The sequence below is a fragment of the Microtetraspora fusca genome (assembly GCF_001570365.1).
Lineage (GTDB): Bacteria > Actinomycetota > Actinomycetes > Streptosporangiales > Streptosporangiaceae > Microtetraspora > Microtetraspora fusca.
In genome coordinates this window covers 15,319-33,037 of record NZ_BBYK01000038.1, presented here as the reverse complement: position 1 = coordinate 33,037, position 17,719 = coordinate 15,319, and the positions used below count along the sequence as shown (strand labels likewise).

Genomic DNA, 17,719 nt, shown 5'->3' with positions numbered 1-17,719 from the left:
AGCCGGCCGGGCCGGACATCAGGTCATTCCCGATGTGCCCGGACGATGGTGCAGAGCTCAGAGCCAGCCGGGCCGGACGAGGCCCGACTCGTACGCGATCACGACGAGCTGGGCGCGGTCGCGGGCATGGAGCTTCATCATCGTGCGGCTCACGTGGGTCTTCGCGGTCGCCGGTGACATGTACAGCTGGGCCGCGATCTCGTCGTTCGTCATGCCGGTGCCGACCAGGGCGAGGACCTCGCGCTCCCGTTCGGTGAGCACGGCCAGCTCGCGCGCCGCGCCCGGCGACTTCGACCGGGCGGCGTACTCCGAGATGAGACGGCGGGTCACGCTCGGCGACAGCAGCGCGTCTCCGGAGGCGACCACTCGCACGGCCTGGATCAGCTCGGCGGGCTCGGTGTCCTTGACCAGGAAGCCGCTCGCGCCGTTCCGCAGGGCCTCGAAGACGTACTCGTCCAGCTCGAACGTCGTCAGCATGATGATCCGGGTGGCGTCCAGCGCGGGGTCCGCCCCGATCGTCTTCGTCGCGCTCAGGCCGTCCACGCCGGGCATCCGGATGTCCATCAACACCACGTCGGGACGCAGCTCACGTGCCAGCCGTACGGCCTCCGCCCCGTCGCCGGCCTCGCCGACCACGGTCATGCCGTCCTGGGCGTCGAGCAGGGCGCGGAACCCGGCCCGGACGAGGGCCTGGTCGTCGGCCAGCACGATCTTGATCACTTGGCCTCCTCGGCGGGTAGGGGGAGCGTGGCGGCCACGCGGAAACCGCCCTCGGGGCGCGGACCGGCCGTCAGCGACCCCCCGAGCGCGGCGGCCCGCTCGCGCATGCCGGGGATGCCGTTGCCGCCGCCGAGGCCCGGCACGGCCTTCGCCGCGCCCGTGCCGTCGTCCTCGACGAGGATGGCCAGCTCGCGCGGGCCGTACGTGACCCGGAGGGCGACCCGGGAGCCGGGCGCGTGCCGGGTGATGTTCGTGAGGGACTCCTGGACGATCCGATACCCGGCGCGGTTCACCCCCGCGGGCAGTGGCCGGACGTCGCCGTCGATCGTGACCGTCACCCGCAGGCCGCTGTGCTGGACCAGGTCGTCCAGCCGGTCCATGCCGGCGGTGGGGGAGCGCGGCGCGCCGTCCCGCAGGACGCTCAACACGCCGCGCATCTCGGTCAGCACGTCCTTGGACGCCTGCTTGATCGTGGCGAGGGCGGTGCGCGCCTGCTCGGGGTGGTCGTCGATCAGGTGCAGCGCGGTGGACGCCTGGACGTGGATCAGCGAGATGTTGTGCGCGAGGACGTCGTGCAGTTCCTGGGCCATGCTGAGCCGTTCCTCGCTGGCCTGACGCCTGGCCTCCTCGGCCTCGACCCGCTCGCGCTCGACCTGCCGCCCGCGCCGCGCCCGGGAGAACTCGGCGACGGTGAGGGTGAGCAGCAGGAACGCCGCGACCGCGGTGTGGTGGAACCAGCCCTGCGGCTCGGGGATGAGCCACGTGGAGTACACGACGAAGAACAGGAACGTCGTCCCTCCCGACAGCCAGGCGGCCAGGCGGTGCCCGGAGACGACCACCCAGAAGAGCATGACCACCGGGCTGACGAACACGGGTCCGTACGGGAAGTCGAGCAGCAGGTACGCCCAGGTGGCGGCCAGCGTGGCCAGCAGGGCGGGGACGGGGAAGCGGCGGCGCACCGCGATGGCGAGCGGGCCGATGAGCAGCAGCACGTAGCCGCGCCAGTCCAGCGGCAGCCGGCCGAGCCTCTCGGCCGTGACCTGTACCCGCTCCACGGCGTGCGAGCCGAGCGTCTGGACGACGGCGACGGCGACGGCCAGCGGAAGGGCGGATCGGGCCAGGCGGTGCCAGGGGGAGCGGTTGCGCACACCTGAACGCTACCGATCGCCTCCGGCCGGGTCATCCGCCCACCGCCGGACCTGGGGATACACCCTCGGGAGTACTCCGAGGCGCACGGTATGTTGAATTTTCAAGCGATTTTTGGCATGCGTCTAAGGAGCGATATGTCCAGGCCGATTCTGCAGATCATCGTGGCGAGCACCCGTCCCGGACGGGTCGGCCTCCCAGTGGCGGAGTGGTTCCGCGACCGCGCCGTCGCCCACGGCGCCTTCGAGGTCGAGATCGTGGACCTCGCCGAGGTGAACCTGCCGTTCCTGGACGAGCCGCACCACCCCCGCCTGCGCCAGTACGTCCACCAGCACACCAAGGAGTGGAGCGCGACGGTCGAGCGCGCCGACGCGTTCGTGTTCGTGACCCCCGAGTACAACCACAGCTTCAACGCCGTGCTCAAGAACGCCCTCGACTACCTGCACGGCGAGTGGCAGTACAAGCCGGCCGGGTTCGTGAGCTACGGCGGCGTGTCCGCCGGCACCCGGGCCGTGCAGATGCTCAAGCAGGTCGTCTCCGGGCTGAAGATGCTGCCGGTCGTCGAGGCGGTGACCATCCCGTTCGTCCGTGAGTTCGTGGACGAGGAGGGGCGCGTGCGGCCCAACGACGTCATGAACCAGGCCGCCGACGCGATGCTCGCCGAGATCATCAGGACCGCTCCGGCCCTCCGGGACCTGCGCGGCCCCGAGGCCCGCTGACCCCGTAGCGGATCCCCTGAAACCACGGGCCGGGGGGACGGTCGTGCCCCCGGCCCGGGCCCGATCCGCCTGACTTGACGCCGACCCGCCGTGGCGCTTTCTGACTCTCTCGGTCATGCTGGGGTGATCTACGGAGGTCACCATGCGGATCACGGCACATCGCGGCGCCCTCGCGCCGCTCACCATCGCCCTCGTCACCTCTGCCACTTCCGTCACCTCGCTCACCGGCCTCGTCGCCCCTCCCGCCCATGCGACGCCGGAACTCACGTACGCGGCACCGGGCTGGGCGACCGGGAAGGTCCCGGTCGCCGAGGGGTACGGCGGCGCGGTCGCCACCGTCGACCTGGACGCCAGCAAGGCCGCGTTGAAGATCCTCAAACAGGGCGGCAACGCCATGGACGCCGCCGTCGCGGCGGCGGCCACGCTCGGCGTGACCGAGCCCTACTCGGCGGGCCTCGCCGGTGGCGGGTTCCTCGTCTACTACGACGCCCGGCGTAAGTCCGTGTTCACGATCGACGGCAGGGAGACCGCGCCCCGGGCCATGACGGCCACCGCGTTCGAGGGCATCCCGTTCGCCGAGGCGGTGACGAGCGGGCTCTCGGCCGGCGTGCCCGGCAGCGTCGCGCAGTGGGATCTCGCGCTGCGCCGGTTCGGCACGCTCCCGCTCAGCCGCGCCCTGCAGCCCGCGATCCAGGTCGCCGAGCGCGGGTTCGTCGTCGACCAGACGTTCCACGACCAGACGGCCGGCAACGCCGACCGGTTCAAGGACTTCCCCTCCACCGCCCGGATCTACCTGCCCGGAGGCCGCCCACCCGCCGTCGGGTCCGTCCTGCGCAACCCCGACCTCGCCGCGACGTACCGCGAGCTGGGGCGCCGCGGCCCCTCCTGGCTGTACGGCGGGGCGCTCGGCGCGGAGATCGTCGCCACTGTGAAGCGCCCGCCGGTCACGCCGGGCTCGACCCGCGTGGTGCGGCCCGGCCTGATGGAGCTCTCCGACCTGCGCGCCTACCGCGCGGTAGAGCGCCCGCCCACGCACGTCTCGGTCAAGGGGCTCGACGTGTACGGCATGGCGCCCCCGTCCTCGGGCGGCTCCACGGTCGGCGAGGCGCTCGGCATCCTGGCCGCGACGGGAGAGACCGCCACCGCCCCGCTGCACGCGTACCTGGAGGCGTCGCGGCTGGCGTTCGCCGACCGGAACGCCTTCGTCGGCGACCCCGCGTACGTGAACGTGCCGCTGGGCGAGCTGCTGTCGGAGGGGTTCGCCAAGGAGCGGGCCTGCCTCATCGGCCCGGTCGCGATGCCGAACCCGGCACCGCCCGGCTCGCCCGACGGGACGTACGCCCCCTGCCCGGTGGCGTCCCCGGCGCAAGGCGACGGGGCCGCCGACAAGGGCGTACCGGACAAGGGAGCCCAGGAGAAGGGCGTTCAGGACAAGGGCGTTCAGGACAAGGGCGTTCAGGGGGAGAAACCCGAGGGGCCGGAGACCACGCACCTCGTCGTGACCGACCGTTGGGGTGACGTCGTCGCGTACAACATCACCATCGAGCAGACCGGCGGCAACGGCATCGTGGTGCCCGGGCGCGGGTTCCTGCTGAACAACGAGCTGACCGACTTCACGTTCGGCCCGGCTCCCGGAGACCCCAACCTGCCCGCTCCCGGCAAGCGGCCCCGCTCGTCGATGGCCCCCACGATCGTGCTCAAGGACGGCAAGCCGCTGCTCGCGGTCGGCTCGCCGGGCGGTGCGACGATCATCACGACCGTGCTGCAGATCCTCGTCAACCGGTTCGACCTCGGGATGTCCCTGCCGGAGGCGCTCGCCGCGCCCCGGGCCTCGCAGCGCAACGCCGCCGCGACCGAGGCGGAGCCCGCCTTCATCGAGCGCCACGGCCCGGAGCTGACCGCGCTCGGCCACACGTTCACCACGACCCCGGAGATCGGGGCCGCCACCGGGCTGGAGTTCCTGGGCGGCGGCCGGGTCCAGGCGGTCGCCGAGCCGGTGCGCCGGGGCGGCGGCAGCGCCCTGGTCGTGTCCCCCACACGCTGACAGGGAGCGTCCGGGCTCGCCGCCGTCTTGGGCTTCGGCGCCGTGTGGCGGGTCGCCACGCGGCGCTCGTGCCCGCCGTACGACGGCTGGAGTCGGGCCGCTCCCACGAGGAGGACCTGACCTGATCGCTAGGACGCGTCGGACGCGTACGGCGGCAGGCCGAGGTGGACGGAGATGACGCGGAGCAGGGCGTCGCGCATGCGGGTCCGCGTCATCCCGGCCACCTGGGTCGCCACCGCGATCTCCAGGCCGTCGATCTGGGTGAGGATCAGGTCGACGGTCTCGTCGACGTCCGAGGAGACCCGGAACACCCCGTCGGCCAGGCCCTCCTCGATCGCGGCCTTCATCGGGGCGCGCCAGCCGTCGTACTGCAGGCCGAAGAGGCGGCGCAGCTCCTTGTCCCTGGCCGACGCGGCGGCCATCTCCATGAAGGCGAGGCATCGGTTGCGGAAGCCGCGCGGCTGCGTGATGTACTCCACCAGCCCGCGGATGCGGTCCCACGGGTCGGCGTACCGTGTGGCGATCTCCTCCAACCCCTGAACGACCTTGCCCGTGTGGTGGGCGAAGGCGGCCAGCATCAGGCCGTCACGGGTCTCGTAGTAGTGCTGCAGGGTTCCGATGGACACTCCGGCGTGCTTGGCGACGTCGCGGAGCCGTACCCGCTCGTAGCCCATCTCGGAGACCAACTCGATGACGGAGGCCAGGATCCGGCCTCGTTGACCGTCGGTCCGCAACTGCAGTGCCGCGTCCACCCTTGGCCCCTTCTTCGCCCGGCCGTACGCGCGGGGCGACCTGGCGCGCCTGTCGCGCCGGTCGAACTATAGCGGCGGATCATGCCTGAAAGGAACTTCAATACCCCTATTGACAAGCACATGAAGGCCCTCTTCTAATAATGCGGTATTACCGGACGGGGTGCTCGGCCAGCGCCTTTCGGCAGCAGATGAGCGGTCCGGCGAGCGACTGATCCGGAGGGGGTCGATGGGCAAGACGATCGTGTGTCCGTGTCACGACGTGACCGTGGAGGACATCCGTGCCACGTACGCGGCGGGCTACACCCATCCCGAGACCCTCAAGCGGGCGACCGCGGCCTTCATGGGACCGTGCCAGGGCAAGCACTGCGCCGGCGCGGTGATGTCGCTGCTGCGCGAGCTGATCGGCGAGCCGGCGGGCGAGCCGATGACCCGGCGCCCCACGGCGCGGCCGCCGCTGCGGCCCGTCGCGCTCGGCCTGCTCGCCGCCGCCGCGGAGACCGGCCCGGAGAACGGTGCCGAGACCGGTGCCGAGGCCGGCGGGACCGGCGCCGCGGGCGCGACGACCGGAGGTGCCTGACCGATGGCGATCCCAGGAGCCGCCCGCACCCCGCTGCGCCGCGCGTACGACGTGGTCATCGTCGGAGCCGGCGTGCAGGGCCTGGCCCTCGCCTACGAGCTGGCCAAGCTGGGCGTTCGCGACGTCGCCGTGCTCGACCGGGGCTATCCCGGCGGGGGCGGCAGCGGACGCAACGGCGAGATGATCCGCTCGGCCTTCGGCTCTCCCGAATGGAGCGGCCTGTTCGACGAGTCGCTGCGCCGCTGGCGCACGCTCTCCGCCGAACTCGACTTCAACGTGCTCTTCTCCGGAAGCGGCTACCTCGTGCTCGCCTCCACCCCCGAGCAGGTCGAGCGCTGCCGGGCCGACGCCGTACGGCAGGCCGAGCTGGGTGTCCGCTCGGAGTTCGTCACCGCCGAGGAGGCGCGGAAGATCGCCCCCGAGGTCAACCCCGACCTCGCGCTCGGCGGCGTCTACCAGGAGCACGCCGGGTTCGCCCACCACGACGCCGTCGTCTGGGGCTACGCCAGGGCCGCGGCCCGGCTCGGCGTGGAGCTGCACACCGGGGTGACCGTCACCGGCGTCGATGTCGCCGGCGGAGCGGTCAGGGGCGTGCGCACCGACAAGGGCGACGTCTCCGCGCCGATCGTGGTGAACGCGGCGGGCGGGGCCGCCCGGCGGGTCGCCGAGATGGCCGGGGTCGCCCTCCCGACCCGCACCTGCCGTCTGGAGATGATCGTCACCGAGTCCGTGGCGCCGTTCCTGCGGCCCGCGCTCGCCACCCTGGAACTGCTCGGCTACTGCCACCAGACCGCGAGGGGCGAGTTCGTCGGTGGCACCGAGCTGCCGGTCCCGGACGTCAGTGACAGCCTCAACGGCACCTACGACCTGCTCCTGGACATGGCGGCCAAGTTCGTCCGGCTGCTGCCCCGGCTGGCCGGGGTCCGGCTGCTGCGGCACTGGGCCGGGCTGGTGGACCAGAGCGAGGACCTCTCCCCGGTGATCGGCCCGGTTCCGGAGGTCGCCGGCTTCCACCTCACCTGCGGGTGGGTCTACGGCTTCATGGGCGCTCCCGCCACCGGGGCGCTGCTCGCCCGGGGCATCCACGACGGCGTCATGCCGGAGCTGATCCGGCCCTTCTCGGTCACCCGGCTGCACGAGGGCCGCTTCATCCAGGAAGGCGCCCTCGTGGTCGCCGCGGAGGAGGGAGAGGCCGCGTGAACCCGCGGATCACCGACCATCCGGCCGTGCCGTACGAGCGGACCCGCAGGGTCGCCTTCACCTTCGAGGGCCGCATCCTGCACGGGTACGAGGGCGAGCCGGTGGCGACCGCCCTGCACGCCGCCGGGGTCCGGGTGCTGTCGCGCAGCTTCAAGTACCACCGCCCCCGGGGCATCGGCCTGACCTGCGGCGCGCCCTCGTGCCCGAACTGCCAGCTCACGATCGACGGCCAGTACGGCGTGCCGGGGTGCGCGACGCCGCTGCGCGGCGGCGAGTCGGTGCGGCGCGAGCGGGCCTGGCCCAGCGCCGACCACGACCTGTTCGGCGTGATCGACCGGTTCTCCCCGTTCATCCCGGCGGGCTTCCAGTTCCGGCTGTTCCGCCGCTCGCCCCGCCTGGCCCACCTCGCGGAGCGGGTCATGGGCCTGATCGCGGGCGGCGGGCGCGAGGTCACACCTGACGCGATCGCGCGTGCCGCGCGGCCCGGCCTCGGCGAGCGGCGGACGGCGCTGGCGGTCGTCGGCGCGGGCGTCGCCGGGCTGGCCGGCGCGCTGGCCGCCGCCGACGCGGGGCTGGAGGTCGTCCTGGTCGACCAGGGAGCCGAGCCGGGCGGCGCGCTGCGCGCGGAGACGGCTCCGGTCCGCACGCCGGACGGCGGCGCGGCGCCCGGCTTCGCGCTGGCCGCCGAGCTGGCCGCCCGGGCCGCCGCGCATCCCGCGATCGAGGTACTGACCGGATCGACCGCGCTCGGCTGGTACGAGGGCGGCGTGCTGCCGGTCCACACCCCGTCCGGGGTGCTGACGCTGCGGCCGGCGCGGCTGCTGGTCGCGACCGGCGACTACGACCAGCCGCTGCTCTTCCCGGGGAACGACCGGCCCGGCGTCATGCTCGCGGGCGCGGTTCAGCGGCTCGTCAACATCGACCACGTACGGCCCGGCAGCCGCGCGGTCGTGGTGACCCGCGACGCGTACGGCTACGCGGTGGCCGCGCAGCTCCGCGCGGTCGGCGTCGAGATCGCCGCCCTGGTCGACCCCCGGCCGGGGGAGCGGGCCGGCGCGGACGCGGAGGCGTCCTTCCCGTCGGGGGTCGCGGCCTCGGGGGTGCCGCACCTGACGGGACACCGGCTGCGCGAGGCCCTCGGCCGCCGCACGGTGACCGGCGTGGTGGTCGAGCCACAGGAGGGCGTCGACGGCCGGGGGCGTGCCGTACGGCTGGACTGCGACGTCGTGGTGGTCTCGGCGGGGCGGCGTCCGGCCGAGGAACTGCTCCTCCAGCGGCTCTACCACGGCGACATCACGCTCGACCCGGGACCCGGTACGGCGCTGCCGGACGGGGTGGCCGTAGCCGGCGGCGCGGCCGGGATCACCGACCCCGCCGAGGCACTGACCACGGGCGCCGACGCGGGCGCCCGCCTGGCCCGGTGGTCGCCCGAGAACCCGGCCCTGCCGGAAATTTCCCCCTACCCCCTCTCGCCCGGCCAGGCTGGGCGGCCATCTTCCTCAGGAGGAACCAGTGAGTGACACCGGCGCGCCCGGGAGACTCTCCCGCCGCACCCTGTTCGTCCGCGGCGGCCAGGGGCTCGGCCTGCTCGCGGCCTCCGGCCTGCTCAGCGCCTGCGGCGGCGGCTTCTCCTCGTCCTCGAACGGCGGCGGTGGCGGCACCACCCTCACCATCGCGAGCTACGGCGGCGACTACCAGAAGTTCCAGGCCAAGGCCCTGTGGGGGCCGTACGCGGCGAAGAACGGCATCACGATCAAGGAAGACGGCCCCTCGGACAACGCCAAGATCAAGGCGCAGGCCGAGTCGGGCAACCCGACCTGGGACATCGTGGTCGTCGGCAACGACTTCGGCGGTGACGCCGACGCCAAGTGGCTGGAGCCGATCGACTACTCCGTCATCGACAAGGCGTCGATCATCGAGGGGTACGCGCAGACCTACCGGATCTGCGCCGACGTCGAGGGCACCGTCCTCGCCTACCGCTCCGACAAGACCGGCGGCGCCGCGCCCGAGCCGTGGGCCGACTTCTTCGACGTGAAGAAGTACCCGGGCAAGCGGACCGCGTGGAAGTCCGTGGGCGGGGGCATCTTCGAGATGGCCCTGCTGGCCGACGGCGTCGCGCCCGCCGACCTCTACCCGATCGACGTGGACCGGGCGCTGAAGAAGCTCGCCACGATCAAGGACCAGCTCATCTGGTGGGAGACCGGCGCCCAGGCCCAGCAGTACCTGGAAAGCGGCGAGGCGGTCATGGGCATGGTGTGGATCGCCCGCGCCCTCCAGTCGGCGGCGAACGCGCCCATCGCGATCGCGTGGGACTCGTGGCTGTCGCAGGAGGCCTACTGGGTGGTCCCCAAGGGCACCAAGAACAAGGCCGAGGCGATGAAGCTCATCGCGCACATGACCTCCGCCGAGCCCACCGCCGAGCTGACCAAGTACCTGCCGTACGGACCGGTCAACGTCGGCGCGCAGGACAAGATCGACCCCTCGGCGAAGGACAACCTGCCCACGACCCACCTCGACACCCAGATCAAGGTGAACGACGTGTGGTGGGGCGAGAACCGGGACGCCGTCAACGACAGGTTCCAGCAGTGGCTGCTCTCCTGACCCCCGTCGCCTCCGGCGGGCGGGCAGGGGCCGCGCCCCCGCCCTCCGGCCGGCCGGGGAGGCTGGCCCGGCACTGGCCGTTCCTGCTCATCGTCCCGGCGCTGCTCGTCCTCCTGGCCGTCTTCGTCTACCCGGTGGCGCAGACGTTCGTCGGCGCGTTCACCATCCCGGAGCCCGGCACGGAGAACTTCTCCTGGTTCTTCGGCTCCCCGGCCAACGTCGCCGTGCTGACCCGGACGTTCTCGACCGCGCTCTGGGCGACCCTCATCTGCCTGGCCCTGGCGTACCCGTACGCGTACCTGATGACGGTGGCGTCGCCGAAGGCGCGGGCGGCGCTGCTGCTGATCGTCATGCTGCCGTTCTGGACCAGCCTGATGGTGCGCACCTTCGCCTGGCTCGTGCTCCTGCAGGACACCGGCGTGGTCAACGATTTCCTCGGGCTGTTCGGCCTGGGGCCGTTCGGCCTGGTCCGTAGCCGGACCGGGGTGCTCGTCGGCATGGTGCAGATCCTCATGCCGTTCATGGTGCTGCCGCTCTACTCGGTGATGAGCGGCATCGACCGGCGACTCCTCACCGCCGCGCAGAGCCTCGGGGCCCGGCCGATCGTCGCGCTGCTGCGGGTCTTCGTGCCGCTCTCCCTGCCCGGGGTCGCGGCCGGATCGACGATGGTGTTCATCACCTCGCTCGGGTTCTACGTCACGCCCGCGCTGCTCGGCTCGCCGAGCGAGGCGCTGATCTCGCAGTTCATGTACACCCAGGTCAGCGGCATGCTCAAGTGGGGCAGGGGCGGCGCCATGGCGGTGGTGCTCTTCGCGACCACGCTGCTGCTGATGGGGCTGCTCGGCCTGGCCATGCGCGCCGGCCGCCGGACCCGGGCGGCCGTCCGATGAGCGCCCGTCTCGCCCGCGCCGCGCTGTGGCTGACCGGCGTCCTGGTCGCCGCCTGGCTGGTCGCGCCCACGCTGGTGGTGATCCCCCTCGGCTTCACCGACAAGGTGTCGCTGACCTTCCCGCCGACCGGCTGGTCCACCCGGTGGTACGCCAACTTCTTCGGCGATCCCGCCTGGACGGCCGCGCTGGCCAACTCGCTGCTGGTCGGCGTGCTGGTGGCCGCGGTGGCGACCGTCCTCGGCACCGCCGCCGCGTTCGGGCTCAGCCGCTGGACGAGCAGGCGCGGCGCCGCGGCGGCCCGCGTGCTCCTGCTCGCCCCGATGATCGTTCCGGGGATCATCGTCGCCATCGGCGTCTACGCGGTCTTCCTGAAGTTCCAGCTCGCCGGATCCCTGGCCGGCTTCGTCGCCGCGCACACCGTGCTCGCCCTGCCGTTCGTGGTCGTCTCCGTGTCGGCGTCCCTGGGGACGTTCGACGTACGGCTGGAGACCGCGGCGGCGAGCCTGGGCGCGGGCCGCTGGGCGACCTTCCGCCAGGTCACGCTGCCGCTGATCATGCCCGGTGTCGTGTCGGGCGCGCTGTTCGCCTTCGTGACCTCGTTCGACGAGGTCGTGGTCTCGCTGTTCATCCAGAGCCCGGCCCTCGTCACCCTGCCCGTGCAGATGTATTCGAGCGTGACCCGCGAGACCGACCCGACCCTCGCCGCCGCGGCGACCATGATCCTGGCGCTCACCACGGTCCTGGTCACCGGCGGACTCGCCCTGTCCGCAAGGAGGAACCGTGCCCGTTGACCGGCCCGCAGGCGGGACCGCCCAGACAGCGGCATCGACGTACCCGCCGGTCGCAGCGCCGGCCGCAGCGCCGGCCATCAGGGGGGCCCGCATCGACCTGCGCGGGATGACCAAGCGCTTCGGCGCCTCCGTCGCCGTGGACGACGTCACCCTGACCGTCGAGCCGGGAGAGTTCATGACCTTCCTCGGCCCGTCGGGGTCGGGGAAGACCACCACGCTGAACATGATCGCCGGGTTCACCGACATCTCCGCCGGCGCGCTGGAGATCGATGAACGTCCCGTGGGCGGCGTCCCCGCGCACAAACGCGACATCGGCGTCGTCTTCCAGCACTACGCGCTCTTCCCGCACATGACCGTCGAGGAGAACATCGCCTTCCCGCTCCGCCAGCGCAGGGTCCCCAAGGCGGAGCGGCGCCGGCTGGTCGCCGCCGCACTGGAGACCGTCCAGCTCCCCGGCCACGCCGCCCGCTACCCGTCCGAGCTCTCCGGCGGGCAGCAGCAGCGCGTCGCCCTGGCCCGGGCGATCGTGTTCAGCCCGCGCGTCCTGCTCATGGACGAGCCGCTCGGCGCGCTCGACCGCAAGCTGCGCGAGTTCCTCCAACTGGAGATCAAGCGCATCCACCGCGAGGTCGGGTCCACGTTCGTCTTCGTGACCCACGACCAGGAGGAGGCGCTGATCCTGTCCGACCGCATCGCGGTGTTCAACAACGCCGGGATCGAGCAGGTCGGCACCGCCCACGAGCTCTACGAGCGGCCCGCGACGCTCTTCGTGGCGAGCTTCCTCGGCGAGTCCACCATCCTGCGCGGTACGGCGAGCCCGGACGGCGGCGGCTCGACGCTGGCCGGGGACGGCTTCGTCGTACGCGCGCCCGGCCGGCTCGAGGGAGGGCGGACGGACGCCGCGCTGGTCGTGCGGCCGGAGCGGCTGCGGCTCACCCCCGACGCGCCGGCGAGCGCCTCCGGGGACGCGTCCGGAGGCAACGCGGTCCCCGTCACCGTGGTGGAGGAGATCTACCTCGGCGCGGCGCGCAAGCTGGAGGTCATCCTGCCCGGCGGCGCCCGCGGCCTCGTCCGCGAGCAGGCCGGCGCGCTCAGCGGGCTGCGCGCGGGCGACCGGGCCACCCTGCGCTGGCATCCGGAGGACGGCGTCCTGCTGCCCGACGACCCGACCATTGAAAGGATCTTCACGTGACCGTCAACGGCGGCGTGTCGTTCTGGTACCGAGAGATCGGGCTCCCCGCCCGGCGTCCTCCGCTGGAACGTTCCGTCACGGCCGACGTCTGCATCGTGGGCGCCGGATACACCGGCCTGTGGACCGCCTACTACCTGAAGAAAGCCGACCCCGGCCTCGACGTCGTCGTCCTGGAACGTAAGTTCGCCGGGTACGGCGCCTCCGGCCGCAACGGGGGGTGGCTGACCGCGGCCCTGGCCGGGTCGCCCCGCAGGTTCGCCAAGACACACGGCCGCGAGGGCGTGTACGCCCTCCAGCGAGCCATGAACGCGACGGTGGACGAGGTCATCGCGGTCGCGCGGGCGGAGGGCATCGACGCCGACATCGTCAAGAGCGGGATCCTCCGCGTCGCGCACGCCCCTTCACACCTGCCGCGGCTCGTCGCGGGCGTGCGCACCGCCCGCTCCTGGGGTGACGACGACCTGGAACTGCTCGACGCCGCGCGGACCACGGCCAGGATCCGGGTGGACGGCGCGCTCGGCGCCTCGTTCAGCCCCAACTGCGCCCGGGTGCAGCCGGCCAAGCTCGTCCAGGGACTGGCCCGGGTCGTCGAGGAGCTCGGGGTGCGCATCTACGAGTCCACCCCCGTCACCGAGATCGTGCCGCACGAGGCGCGCACGCCGTACGGCACCGTTCGGGCGAAGTTCGTGCTGCGCGCCACGGAGGGGTTCACCGCCGGGCTGGGCGGCGAGCGCCGGACCTGGCTGCCGATGAACTCCTCGCTCATCGTCACCGAGCCGCTGCCCCAGCGGGTCTGGGACGAGATCGGCTGGGAGGGCCGCGAGCTGCTCGGCGACATGTCGCACGCCTACATCTACGCCCAGCGGACCGCCGACGACCGCATCGCGATCGGCGGGCGCGGCGTGCCGTACCGGTTCGGCTCCCGTACCGACGACGACGGGCGCACGCACGCCACCACGGTGCGCGCGCTCCACGACGCCCTCGCCCGGCTGTTCCCGGCGGTGCGCGACGCGGCCGTCGAACACGCCTGGTGCGGGGTGCTCGGCGTGCCGCGCGACTGGTGCTCCACCGCGTCGCTCGACCCGCGGACCGGGCTGGGCTGGGCCGGCGGGTACGTGGGACACGGTGTGGCGACCACCAACCTCGCCGGCCGCACCCTCCGCGACCTGGTGCTCGGCGCGGACACCGAGCTGACCCGGCTGCCCTGGGTCGGCCGGAAGGTGCGCAAATGGGAGCCGGAGCCGCTGCGCTGGATCGGCGTGCGCGGCATGTACGCGGCGTACCGGGCCGCCGACCGGGCCGAGATCGTGGAGGGGCGCTCCACCACGTCGCCCATCGCCAAGGTCGCCGACATGGTGGCCCGCCGCCACTGACCTGCCGAACCGACCGGCGGATTCGCTGACAAGGAGAAGAGCATTGCAGAGCATCGTCGTGCCCGACGCCGGCACGGCCGAGCTGGGGCCGTACGCACCGAAGCCGACCTCGATCGCCGGAGAGCAGCGGGAGGCGTCGCTCACGGCGTGGACCTCCGCCGACGGCAGGACCCGTGCCGGGGTGTGGGAGTGCACCCCGGGCACATTCACCGCCATACGCGACGGCTACCACGAGGTCTGCCAGATCCTGTCCGGACGGGCCACCATCGTCGCCTCTGACGGCACGATCCAGGAGGTCGGCCCCGGGAGCACGCTGGTCATGCCCGCGGGCTGGCAGGGGGAGTGGCGCGTCCACGAGACCGTGCGCAAGACCTACGTGACCACTCGTCTGTGACAGCGCCGCTTACGGCAAGGACCTGTCGATGTACGGCTTCGAGGACTACACGCGGATCAAGCACGTCATGAGCGCTGTCAAGGTGTGATCCCCCGGAGGGGGCCGGGTCAACGGAGCAGCTCGTAGGCGCCGGGGCGCATCCGGCGGGTGCGGGTCCAGTACTCGAAGCTGAACCCGGGCCAGACAGCGCGGTTCTTGCCGCGCTCGTCCAGGTACCAACTCGTGCACCCGCCGTCGGACCAGACCAGCCGGTCCAGCCGCCGCTGGAGGCGGTCGTTGTACGCCCGCTGGACCTCGGGCCGGACGTCGATCGCCTTGGCCCCGGTCCTGGACAGCAGACGGAGGCAGTCCATGACGTACCGGACCTGGGACTCGATCATGAAGACGACCGAGTTGTGGCCGAGTCCGGTGTTGGGGCCGAGCAGGAAGAACAGGTTCGGGAAGCCGGACGCGGTGATGCCGAGGTAGGCCTCGACGCCGTTCTGCCAGGCTTCCTGGATCTTCCTGCCGTTCCTTCCGATGATCCGCTGCTCGCTCAGCGCGTCGGCGACCTTGAAGCCGGTGCCGTAGACGATCACATCGACCTCGTGCTCCCGGCCGGTCGCGTCGACGATCGAGTGGTCCCGGATCTCGGTGACGGCTTCCGTGACGAGTTCGACGTTGTCCCTGGTCAGCGCGGGATAGAAGTCGTCGGACAGCAGGATGCGCTTGCAGCCGATCGTGTAGTCGGGGGTCAGCTTGGCACGGAGCGTGGGGTCGGCCACCTGACGGGCGAGATGCCGTTCGGCCAGGTGCCGGTGGGCCCGCATCAGCCGGGGGTCGATCGTGAAGCCGAGCGCGCGCGACTCCAGCAGCCAGTAGATCGCGTTCCGGGCCGTACGAGCGGCTCCGGGCAGCCGGAGGATCCGCTTCGCGCGCTCGGAGAACACGATGTCCGGTTTGGGGTGGATCCACGGAGGCGTGCGCTGGAACAGCCGCAGCTCGGCCGCGACCTCGGCCACCCGGGGGACGAACTGGATCGCCGACGCGCCGGTCCCGATCACCGCGACCCGCTTCCCGGCCAGATCGACGGAGTGATCCCACTCGGCCGAGTGGAAGGCGGGACCGGCGAACTTTCCGGGGATGTCGGGAAACGACGGCACATGCAGCGCCCCGATCCCGGAGACGACCGCGTTGGCCGTGATCGGCTCACCCGCGCTCGTGGAGACCCGCCACACGTTGCGGTCGTCGTCGTACTCCAGCCCGGTGGCCTCGACGCCGAAGCGGAGATGCGGCGCCAGGTCGTACTTCTCGGCGCAGTCGCGCAGGTACGCCCAGATCTCCTCCTGTGGAGAGAACATCCGGGACCAGCCGGGGTTCAGTTCGAACGAGAACGAGTACATCGGTGACGGCACGTCGCAGGCGCATCCCGGATAGGTGTTGTCCCGCCAGGTCCCGCCGAGGTCGGCGGCCTTCTCCAGGATCACGAAGTCGTGGTAGCCCGCTTCCTTGAGCTTGATCGCCATGCACAGCCCCGCGAAGCCCGCCCCGATGATCGCGATCCCCATGCCGCCCCCTCCGCGTGCCTGCGAGTCGGCAAAGCGCTCCTATTGGAACATTTGTCCAATTTAGCGCGCACGGAGTCGCCCGGTCCAGGTCCGTACGGCCGCGGGCACGCGAAAGCCGCCGACGGGCGCGGTCGTCGGCGGCGGGTACGCGGATGTCCGCCGAGTGGAAACGGCCGGCGACGCGGGATCAGGAAAGCAGCAGGTACGCCACGACGGCGATCGCGGCGACCGCGACCACGCCCACGACGATCCAGATCGGCAGCCGGGACGGCTGCTCTTTGGCGGCTTCGACTTCCTGCTCCCGGGCGAAGGCGCGGAACGCCTGTGTGTTCCCGGCCGGGTCAATCTGCGGTTCGGACATGACAGGCACTTTACCGAGATCCCTCTCGTCCAGGGCACCGTTTTGTCGCTTTTCGCGATCGGCATGGAGACTGTGAAAGCCGGGGACGCGCCCCTCCCGATCGCGCCTGCCGGACCGTGTGCCGGACCGCCGTGGGCGGCGGATAGCGTGTTAGCCATGCTCCGCACCCTGTTCTCGCCCCGGCTGGTGGCCCTTCACCTGCTGCTGGTCGGAGTGCTGGTCTCCTTCTTCCTGCTGGGACGCTGGCAGCTCGGCGAGTTCGAGGCATCCGGGAAGCCAATTGCGGCCTCCGACCCCGCGCCCGTCGCCGTCGCCGAACTCGCCCGGCTGGACGGCCACACGGGGTCGGACGTGGCCGGGCGCCTGGTGACCGCGCAGGGAACGTACGACGCCAGGAACCAGCTCCTCGTCGCCGACCGGGAGCCCGACGTCTCGGCGCCGGGCGGGCGGGTCGCGAGCGGGCGCGGCTTCTGGATCCTCACGCCGTTGCGGCTGGCCGACGGGACGAGCGTCCCGATCGTGCGGGGCTGGATCCCCACGATGACAGATCCGGCGACCGCCGTGCCCGAGGGGGCGGTGACGGTCACCGGACGGCTCCGCCCGGCCGAGCAGACCGACGCCGTGCAGCGGAGCGGAACCCTGCCCACGGGCCAGGTCGCCACCGTCTCCACCAGCGAGCTGATCAACCTGTGGCCGGAGGGCAGGCTGCGCAGCGGGTTCGTCGTGGCGACCGAGCAGGCCCCGCCCGCGACCGCCAAGCCGGTCGCGGTGCCCGCTCCCACCGTCGGCGGGGGGCTCACCTGGCGCAACCTGGCCTACGCCGCGCAGTGGTGGATCTTCGCGATCTTCGCCGTGTTCATGTGGTACCACTTCGTCCGCGACGCCGTACGCGCGGCGCGGACGGGGGAGCGGTCGCCCGACAGGGCCGAGGCGGACGGACCGGCGGACGGACCGGCACCGGTCGCGGATATCGTGTGAGGACAGTTTTCCCAGCAGAGGTAATGATCGTCGTGCAATCAGCGCTCAAGCCGTACTGCGTCATGGCCTACATCGTCGGCGTGATGCTTCTCCTGCTCTGCGCCGCCATGGTGGTGAAGTACGGGTTCGACAACGGCACCTTCGTCGCGGTCATCGGGCCGGTCCACGGCTTCCTGTACATGGTCTACCTGCTGGCCGCGCTCAACCTGGGGCTCAAGGCGCGCTGGCCGGTCGGATACCTGCTGCTGGTGCTGATCGCGGGCACCATCCCGTTCCTGTCGTTCGTCGTGGAGAAGAGCGCCACGGTGCGGGTGACCCGCGAGATCGAGGCGGCGGCGTCCACCGCCTGACCTCGTCCGAAACGGAGACGGCGCCCGTGACCTTCGAGGGGTCACGGGCGCCGCTGTTTCTCTCCGGCTGCGGCCGTCGGTTCG

The 17,719-nt window shown here is 72.1% G+C and carries 18 protein-coding genes; 13 read left to right on the top strand and 5 right to left on the bottom strand.

The annotated features are described in order from the left end of the window. Window positions 1-57: 57 nt before the first annotated feature. Together AWQ68_RS00345 and AWQ68_RS00340 are read right to left on the bottom strand one after the other, a co-directional pair. Window positions 58-720: a response regulator gene (locus tag AWQ68_RS00345; RefSeq protein ID WP_066932709.1), complete on the bottom strand. Its 663-nt coding sequence runs from the start codon at window positions 718-720 to the stop codon at window positions 58-60. Continuing rightward, window positions 717-1,868 carry a sensor histidine kinase gene (locus AWQ68_RS00340; RefSeq protein WP_245655680.1) on the bottom strand — a complete coding sequence of 384 codons (1,152 nt, stop codon included), beginning with the start codon at window positions 1,866-1,868 and terminating at the stop codon, window positions 717-719. The genes AWQ68_RS00345 and AWQ68_RS00340 overlap by 4 nt, the downstream gene beginning before the upstream one ends. Window positions 1,869-2,003: 135 nt before the next feature. Between AWQ68_RS00340 and AWQ68_RS00335 the strand changes: the two genes are divergently transcribed. Together AWQ68_RS00335 and AWQ68_RS00330 are read left to right on the top strand one after the other, a co-directional pair. After that, entirely contained in the window at window positions 2,004-2,585 is a 582-nt protein-coding gene (locus tag AWQ68_RS00335; protein WP_066932707.1) for an NADPH-dependent FMN reductase, read from the top strand. Window positions 2,586-2,727: 142 nt separating this feature from the next. Then, a complete protein-coding gene (locus tag AWQ68_RS00330; RefSeq protein ID WP_066932704.1) occupies window positions 2,728-4,629 on the top strand; it encodes a gamma-glutamyltransferase family protein in 1,902 nt (633 codons plus the stop codon). 128 nt (window positions 4,630-4,757) lie between these two features. Here AWQ68_RS00330 and AWQ68_RS00325 read toward each other — a convergent pair whose 3' ends face one another. Next, the gene (locus AWQ68_RS00325; protein ID WP_066932701.1) at window positions 4,758-5,381 is read right to left on the bottom strand and encodes a TetR/AcrR family transcriptional regulator; all 624 of its coding nucleotides are present in this window, start codon (window positions 5,379-5,381) and stop codon (window positions 4,758-4,760) included. Between the two features lie 226 nt (window positions 5,382-5,607). Between AWQ68_RS00325 and AWQ68_RS00320 the strand changes: the two genes are divergently transcribed. From AWQ68_RS00320 to AWQ68_RS00280, 9 genes are read left to right on the top strand one after another with little or no spacing between them, the layout of a single operon-like run. Beyond that, window positions 5,608-5,958: a (2Fe-2S)-binding protein gene (locus AWQ68_RS00320; RefSeq protein ID WP_066932699.1), complete on the top strand. Its 351-nt coding sequence runs from the start codon at window positions 5,608-5,610 to the stop codon at window positions 5,956-5,958. 3 nt (window positions 5,959-5,961) lie between these two features. Next, on the top strand, window positions 5,962-7,158 hold the full coding sequence (locus tag AWQ68_RS00315; protein ID WP_084463516.1) for an FAD-dependent oxidoreductase: 1,197 nt from the start codon (window positions 5,962-5,964) through the stop codon (window positions 7,156-7,158). Continuing rightward, complete coding sequence (locus tag AWQ68_RS00310) at window positions 7,155-8,678, top strand: 2Fe-2S iron-sulfur cluster-binding protein (protein WP_066932696.1); 1,524 nt, start codon at window positions 7,155-7,157, stop codon at window positions 8,676-8,678. Before AWQ68_RS00315 ends, AWQ68_RS00310 begins: the two co-directional genes overlap by 4 nt. Continuing rightward, a complete protein-coding gene (locus AWQ68_RS00305; RefSeq protein ID WP_169808824.1) occupies window positions 8,671-9,759 on the top strand; it encodes an ABC transporter substrate-binding protein in 1,089 nt (362 codons plus the stop codon). The genes AWQ68_RS00310 and AWQ68_RS00305 overlap by 8 nt, the downstream gene beginning before the upstream one ends. Next, the gene (locus AWQ68_RS00300) at window positions 9,744-10,649 is read left to right on the top strand and encodes an ABC transporter permease (protein WP_218006731.1); all 906 of its coding nucleotides are present in this window, start codon (window positions 9,744-9,746) and stop codon (window positions 10,647-10,649) included. Before AWQ68_RS00305 ends, AWQ68_RS00300 begins: the two co-directional genes overlap by 16 nt. After that, entirely contained in the window at window positions 10,646-11,440 is a 795-nt protein-coding gene (locus tag AWQ68_RS00295) for an ABC transporter permease (RefSeq protein ID WP_066932693.1), read from the top strand. The genes AWQ68_RS00300 and AWQ68_RS00295 overlap by 4 nt, the downstream gene beginning before the upstream one ends. Beyond that, window positions 11,430-12,632: an ABC transporter ATP-binding protein gene (locus AWQ68_RS00290; RefSeq protein WP_218006730.1), complete on the top strand. Its 1,203-nt coding sequence runs from the start codon at window positions 11,430-11,432 to the stop codon at window positions 12,630-12,632. Before AWQ68_RS00295 ends, AWQ68_RS00290 begins: the two co-directional genes overlap by 11 nt. Next, window positions 12,629-14,005, top strand: a complete 1,377-nt coding sequence (locus AWQ68_RS00285; protein WP_066932687.1) for an NAD(P)/FAD-dependent oxidoreductase — start codon at window positions 12,629-12,631, stop codon at window positions 14,003-14,005. The genes AWQ68_RS00290 and AWQ68_RS00285 overlap by 4 nt, the downstream gene beginning before the upstream one ends. Before the next feature lie 43 nt (window positions 14,006-14,048). After that, window positions 14,049-14,399 (top strand): cupin domain-containing protein, encoded by a 351-nt coding sequence (locus AWQ68_RS00280; RefSeq protein WP_066932684.1) that lies wholly within the window; start codon window positions 14,049-14,051, stop codon window positions 14,397-14,399. A 107-nt stretch (window positions 14,400-14,506) separates the two neighbouring features. Here AWQ68_RS00280 and AWQ68_RS00275 read toward each other — a convergent pair whose 3' ends face one another. Together AWQ68_RS00275 and AWQ68_RS43365 are read right to left on the bottom strand one after the other, a co-directional pair. Next, entirely contained in the window at window positions 14,507-15,946 is a 1,440-nt protein-coding gene (locus tag AWQ68_RS00275) for a flavin-containing monooxygenase (protein ID WP_066932681.1), read from the bottom strand. 187 nt (window positions 15,947-16,133) lie between these two features. After that, complete coding sequence (locus AWQ68_RS43365) at window positions 16,134-16,307, bottom strand: hypothetical protein (protein ID WP_169808823.1); 174 nt, start codon at window positions 16,305-16,307, stop codon at window positions 16,134-16,136. A gap of 156 nt (window positions 16,308-16,463) precedes the next feature. Between AWQ68_RS43365 and AWQ68_RS00270 the strand changes: the two genes are divergently transcribed. Both AWQ68_RS00270 and AWQ68_RS00265 read left to right on the top strand, forming a co-directional pair. Continuing rightward, complete coding sequence (locus AWQ68_RS00270; RefSeq protein ID WP_066932678.1) at window positions 16,464-17,285, top strand: SURF1 family protein; 822 nt, start codon at window positions 16,464-16,466, stop codon at window positions 17,283-17,285. 23 nt (window positions 17,286-17,308) lie between these two features. Further along, the gene (locus AWQ68_RS00265; RefSeq protein ID WP_066932675.1) at window positions 17,309-17,635 is read left to right on the top strand and encodes a DUF3817 domain-containing protein; all 327 of its coding nucleotides are present in this window, start codon (window positions 17,309-17,311) and stop codon (window positions 17,633-17,635) included. The last annotated feature ends 84 nt before the right edge of the window (window positions 17,636-17,719 follow it).

What these genes read in the sequence shown, in the direction of transcription:
- AWQ68_RS00265 (WP_066932675.1), top strand. Translation starts at nt 17,309, where the DNA reads ATGATCGTCGTGCAATCAGCGCTCAAGCCGTACTGCGTCATGGCCTAC.
- AWQ68_RS00275 (WP_066932681.1), bottom strand. Translation starts at nt 15,946, where the DNA reads ATGGGGATCGCGATCATCGGGGCGGGCTTCGCGGGGCTGTGCATGGCG.
- AWQ68_RS00315 (WP_084463516.1), top strand. Translation starts at nt 5,962, where the DNA reads ATGGCGATCCCAGGAGCCGCCCGCACCCCGCTGCGCCGCGCGTACGAC.
- AWQ68_RS00330 (WP_066932704.1), top strand. Translation starts at nt 2,728, where the DNA reads ATGCGGATCACGGCACATCGCGGCGCCCTCGCGCCGCTCACCATCGCC.
- AWQ68_RS00270 (WP_066932678.1), top strand. Translation starts at nt 16,464, where the DNA reads ATGCTCCGCACCCTGTTCTCGCCCCGGCTGGTGGCCCTTCACCTGCTG.
- AWQ68_RS00320 (WP_066932699.1), top strand. Translation starts at nt 5,608, where the DNA reads ATGGGCAAGACGATCGTGTGTCCGTGTCACGACGTGACCGTGGAGGAC.
- AWQ68_RS00335 (WP_066932707.1), top strand. Translation starts at nt 2,004, where the DNA reads ATGTCCAGGCCGATTCTGCAGATCATCGTGGCGAGCACCCGTCCCGGA.
- AWQ68_RS00295 (WP_066932693.1), top strand. Translation starts at nt 10,646, where the DNA reads ATGAGCGCCCGTCTCGCCCGCGCCGCGCTGTGGCTGACCGGCGTCCTG.
- AWQ68_RS43365 (WP_169808823.1), bottom strand. Translation starts at nt 16,307, where the DNA reads ATGTCCGAACCGCAGATTGACCCGGCCGGGAACACACAGGCGTTCCGC.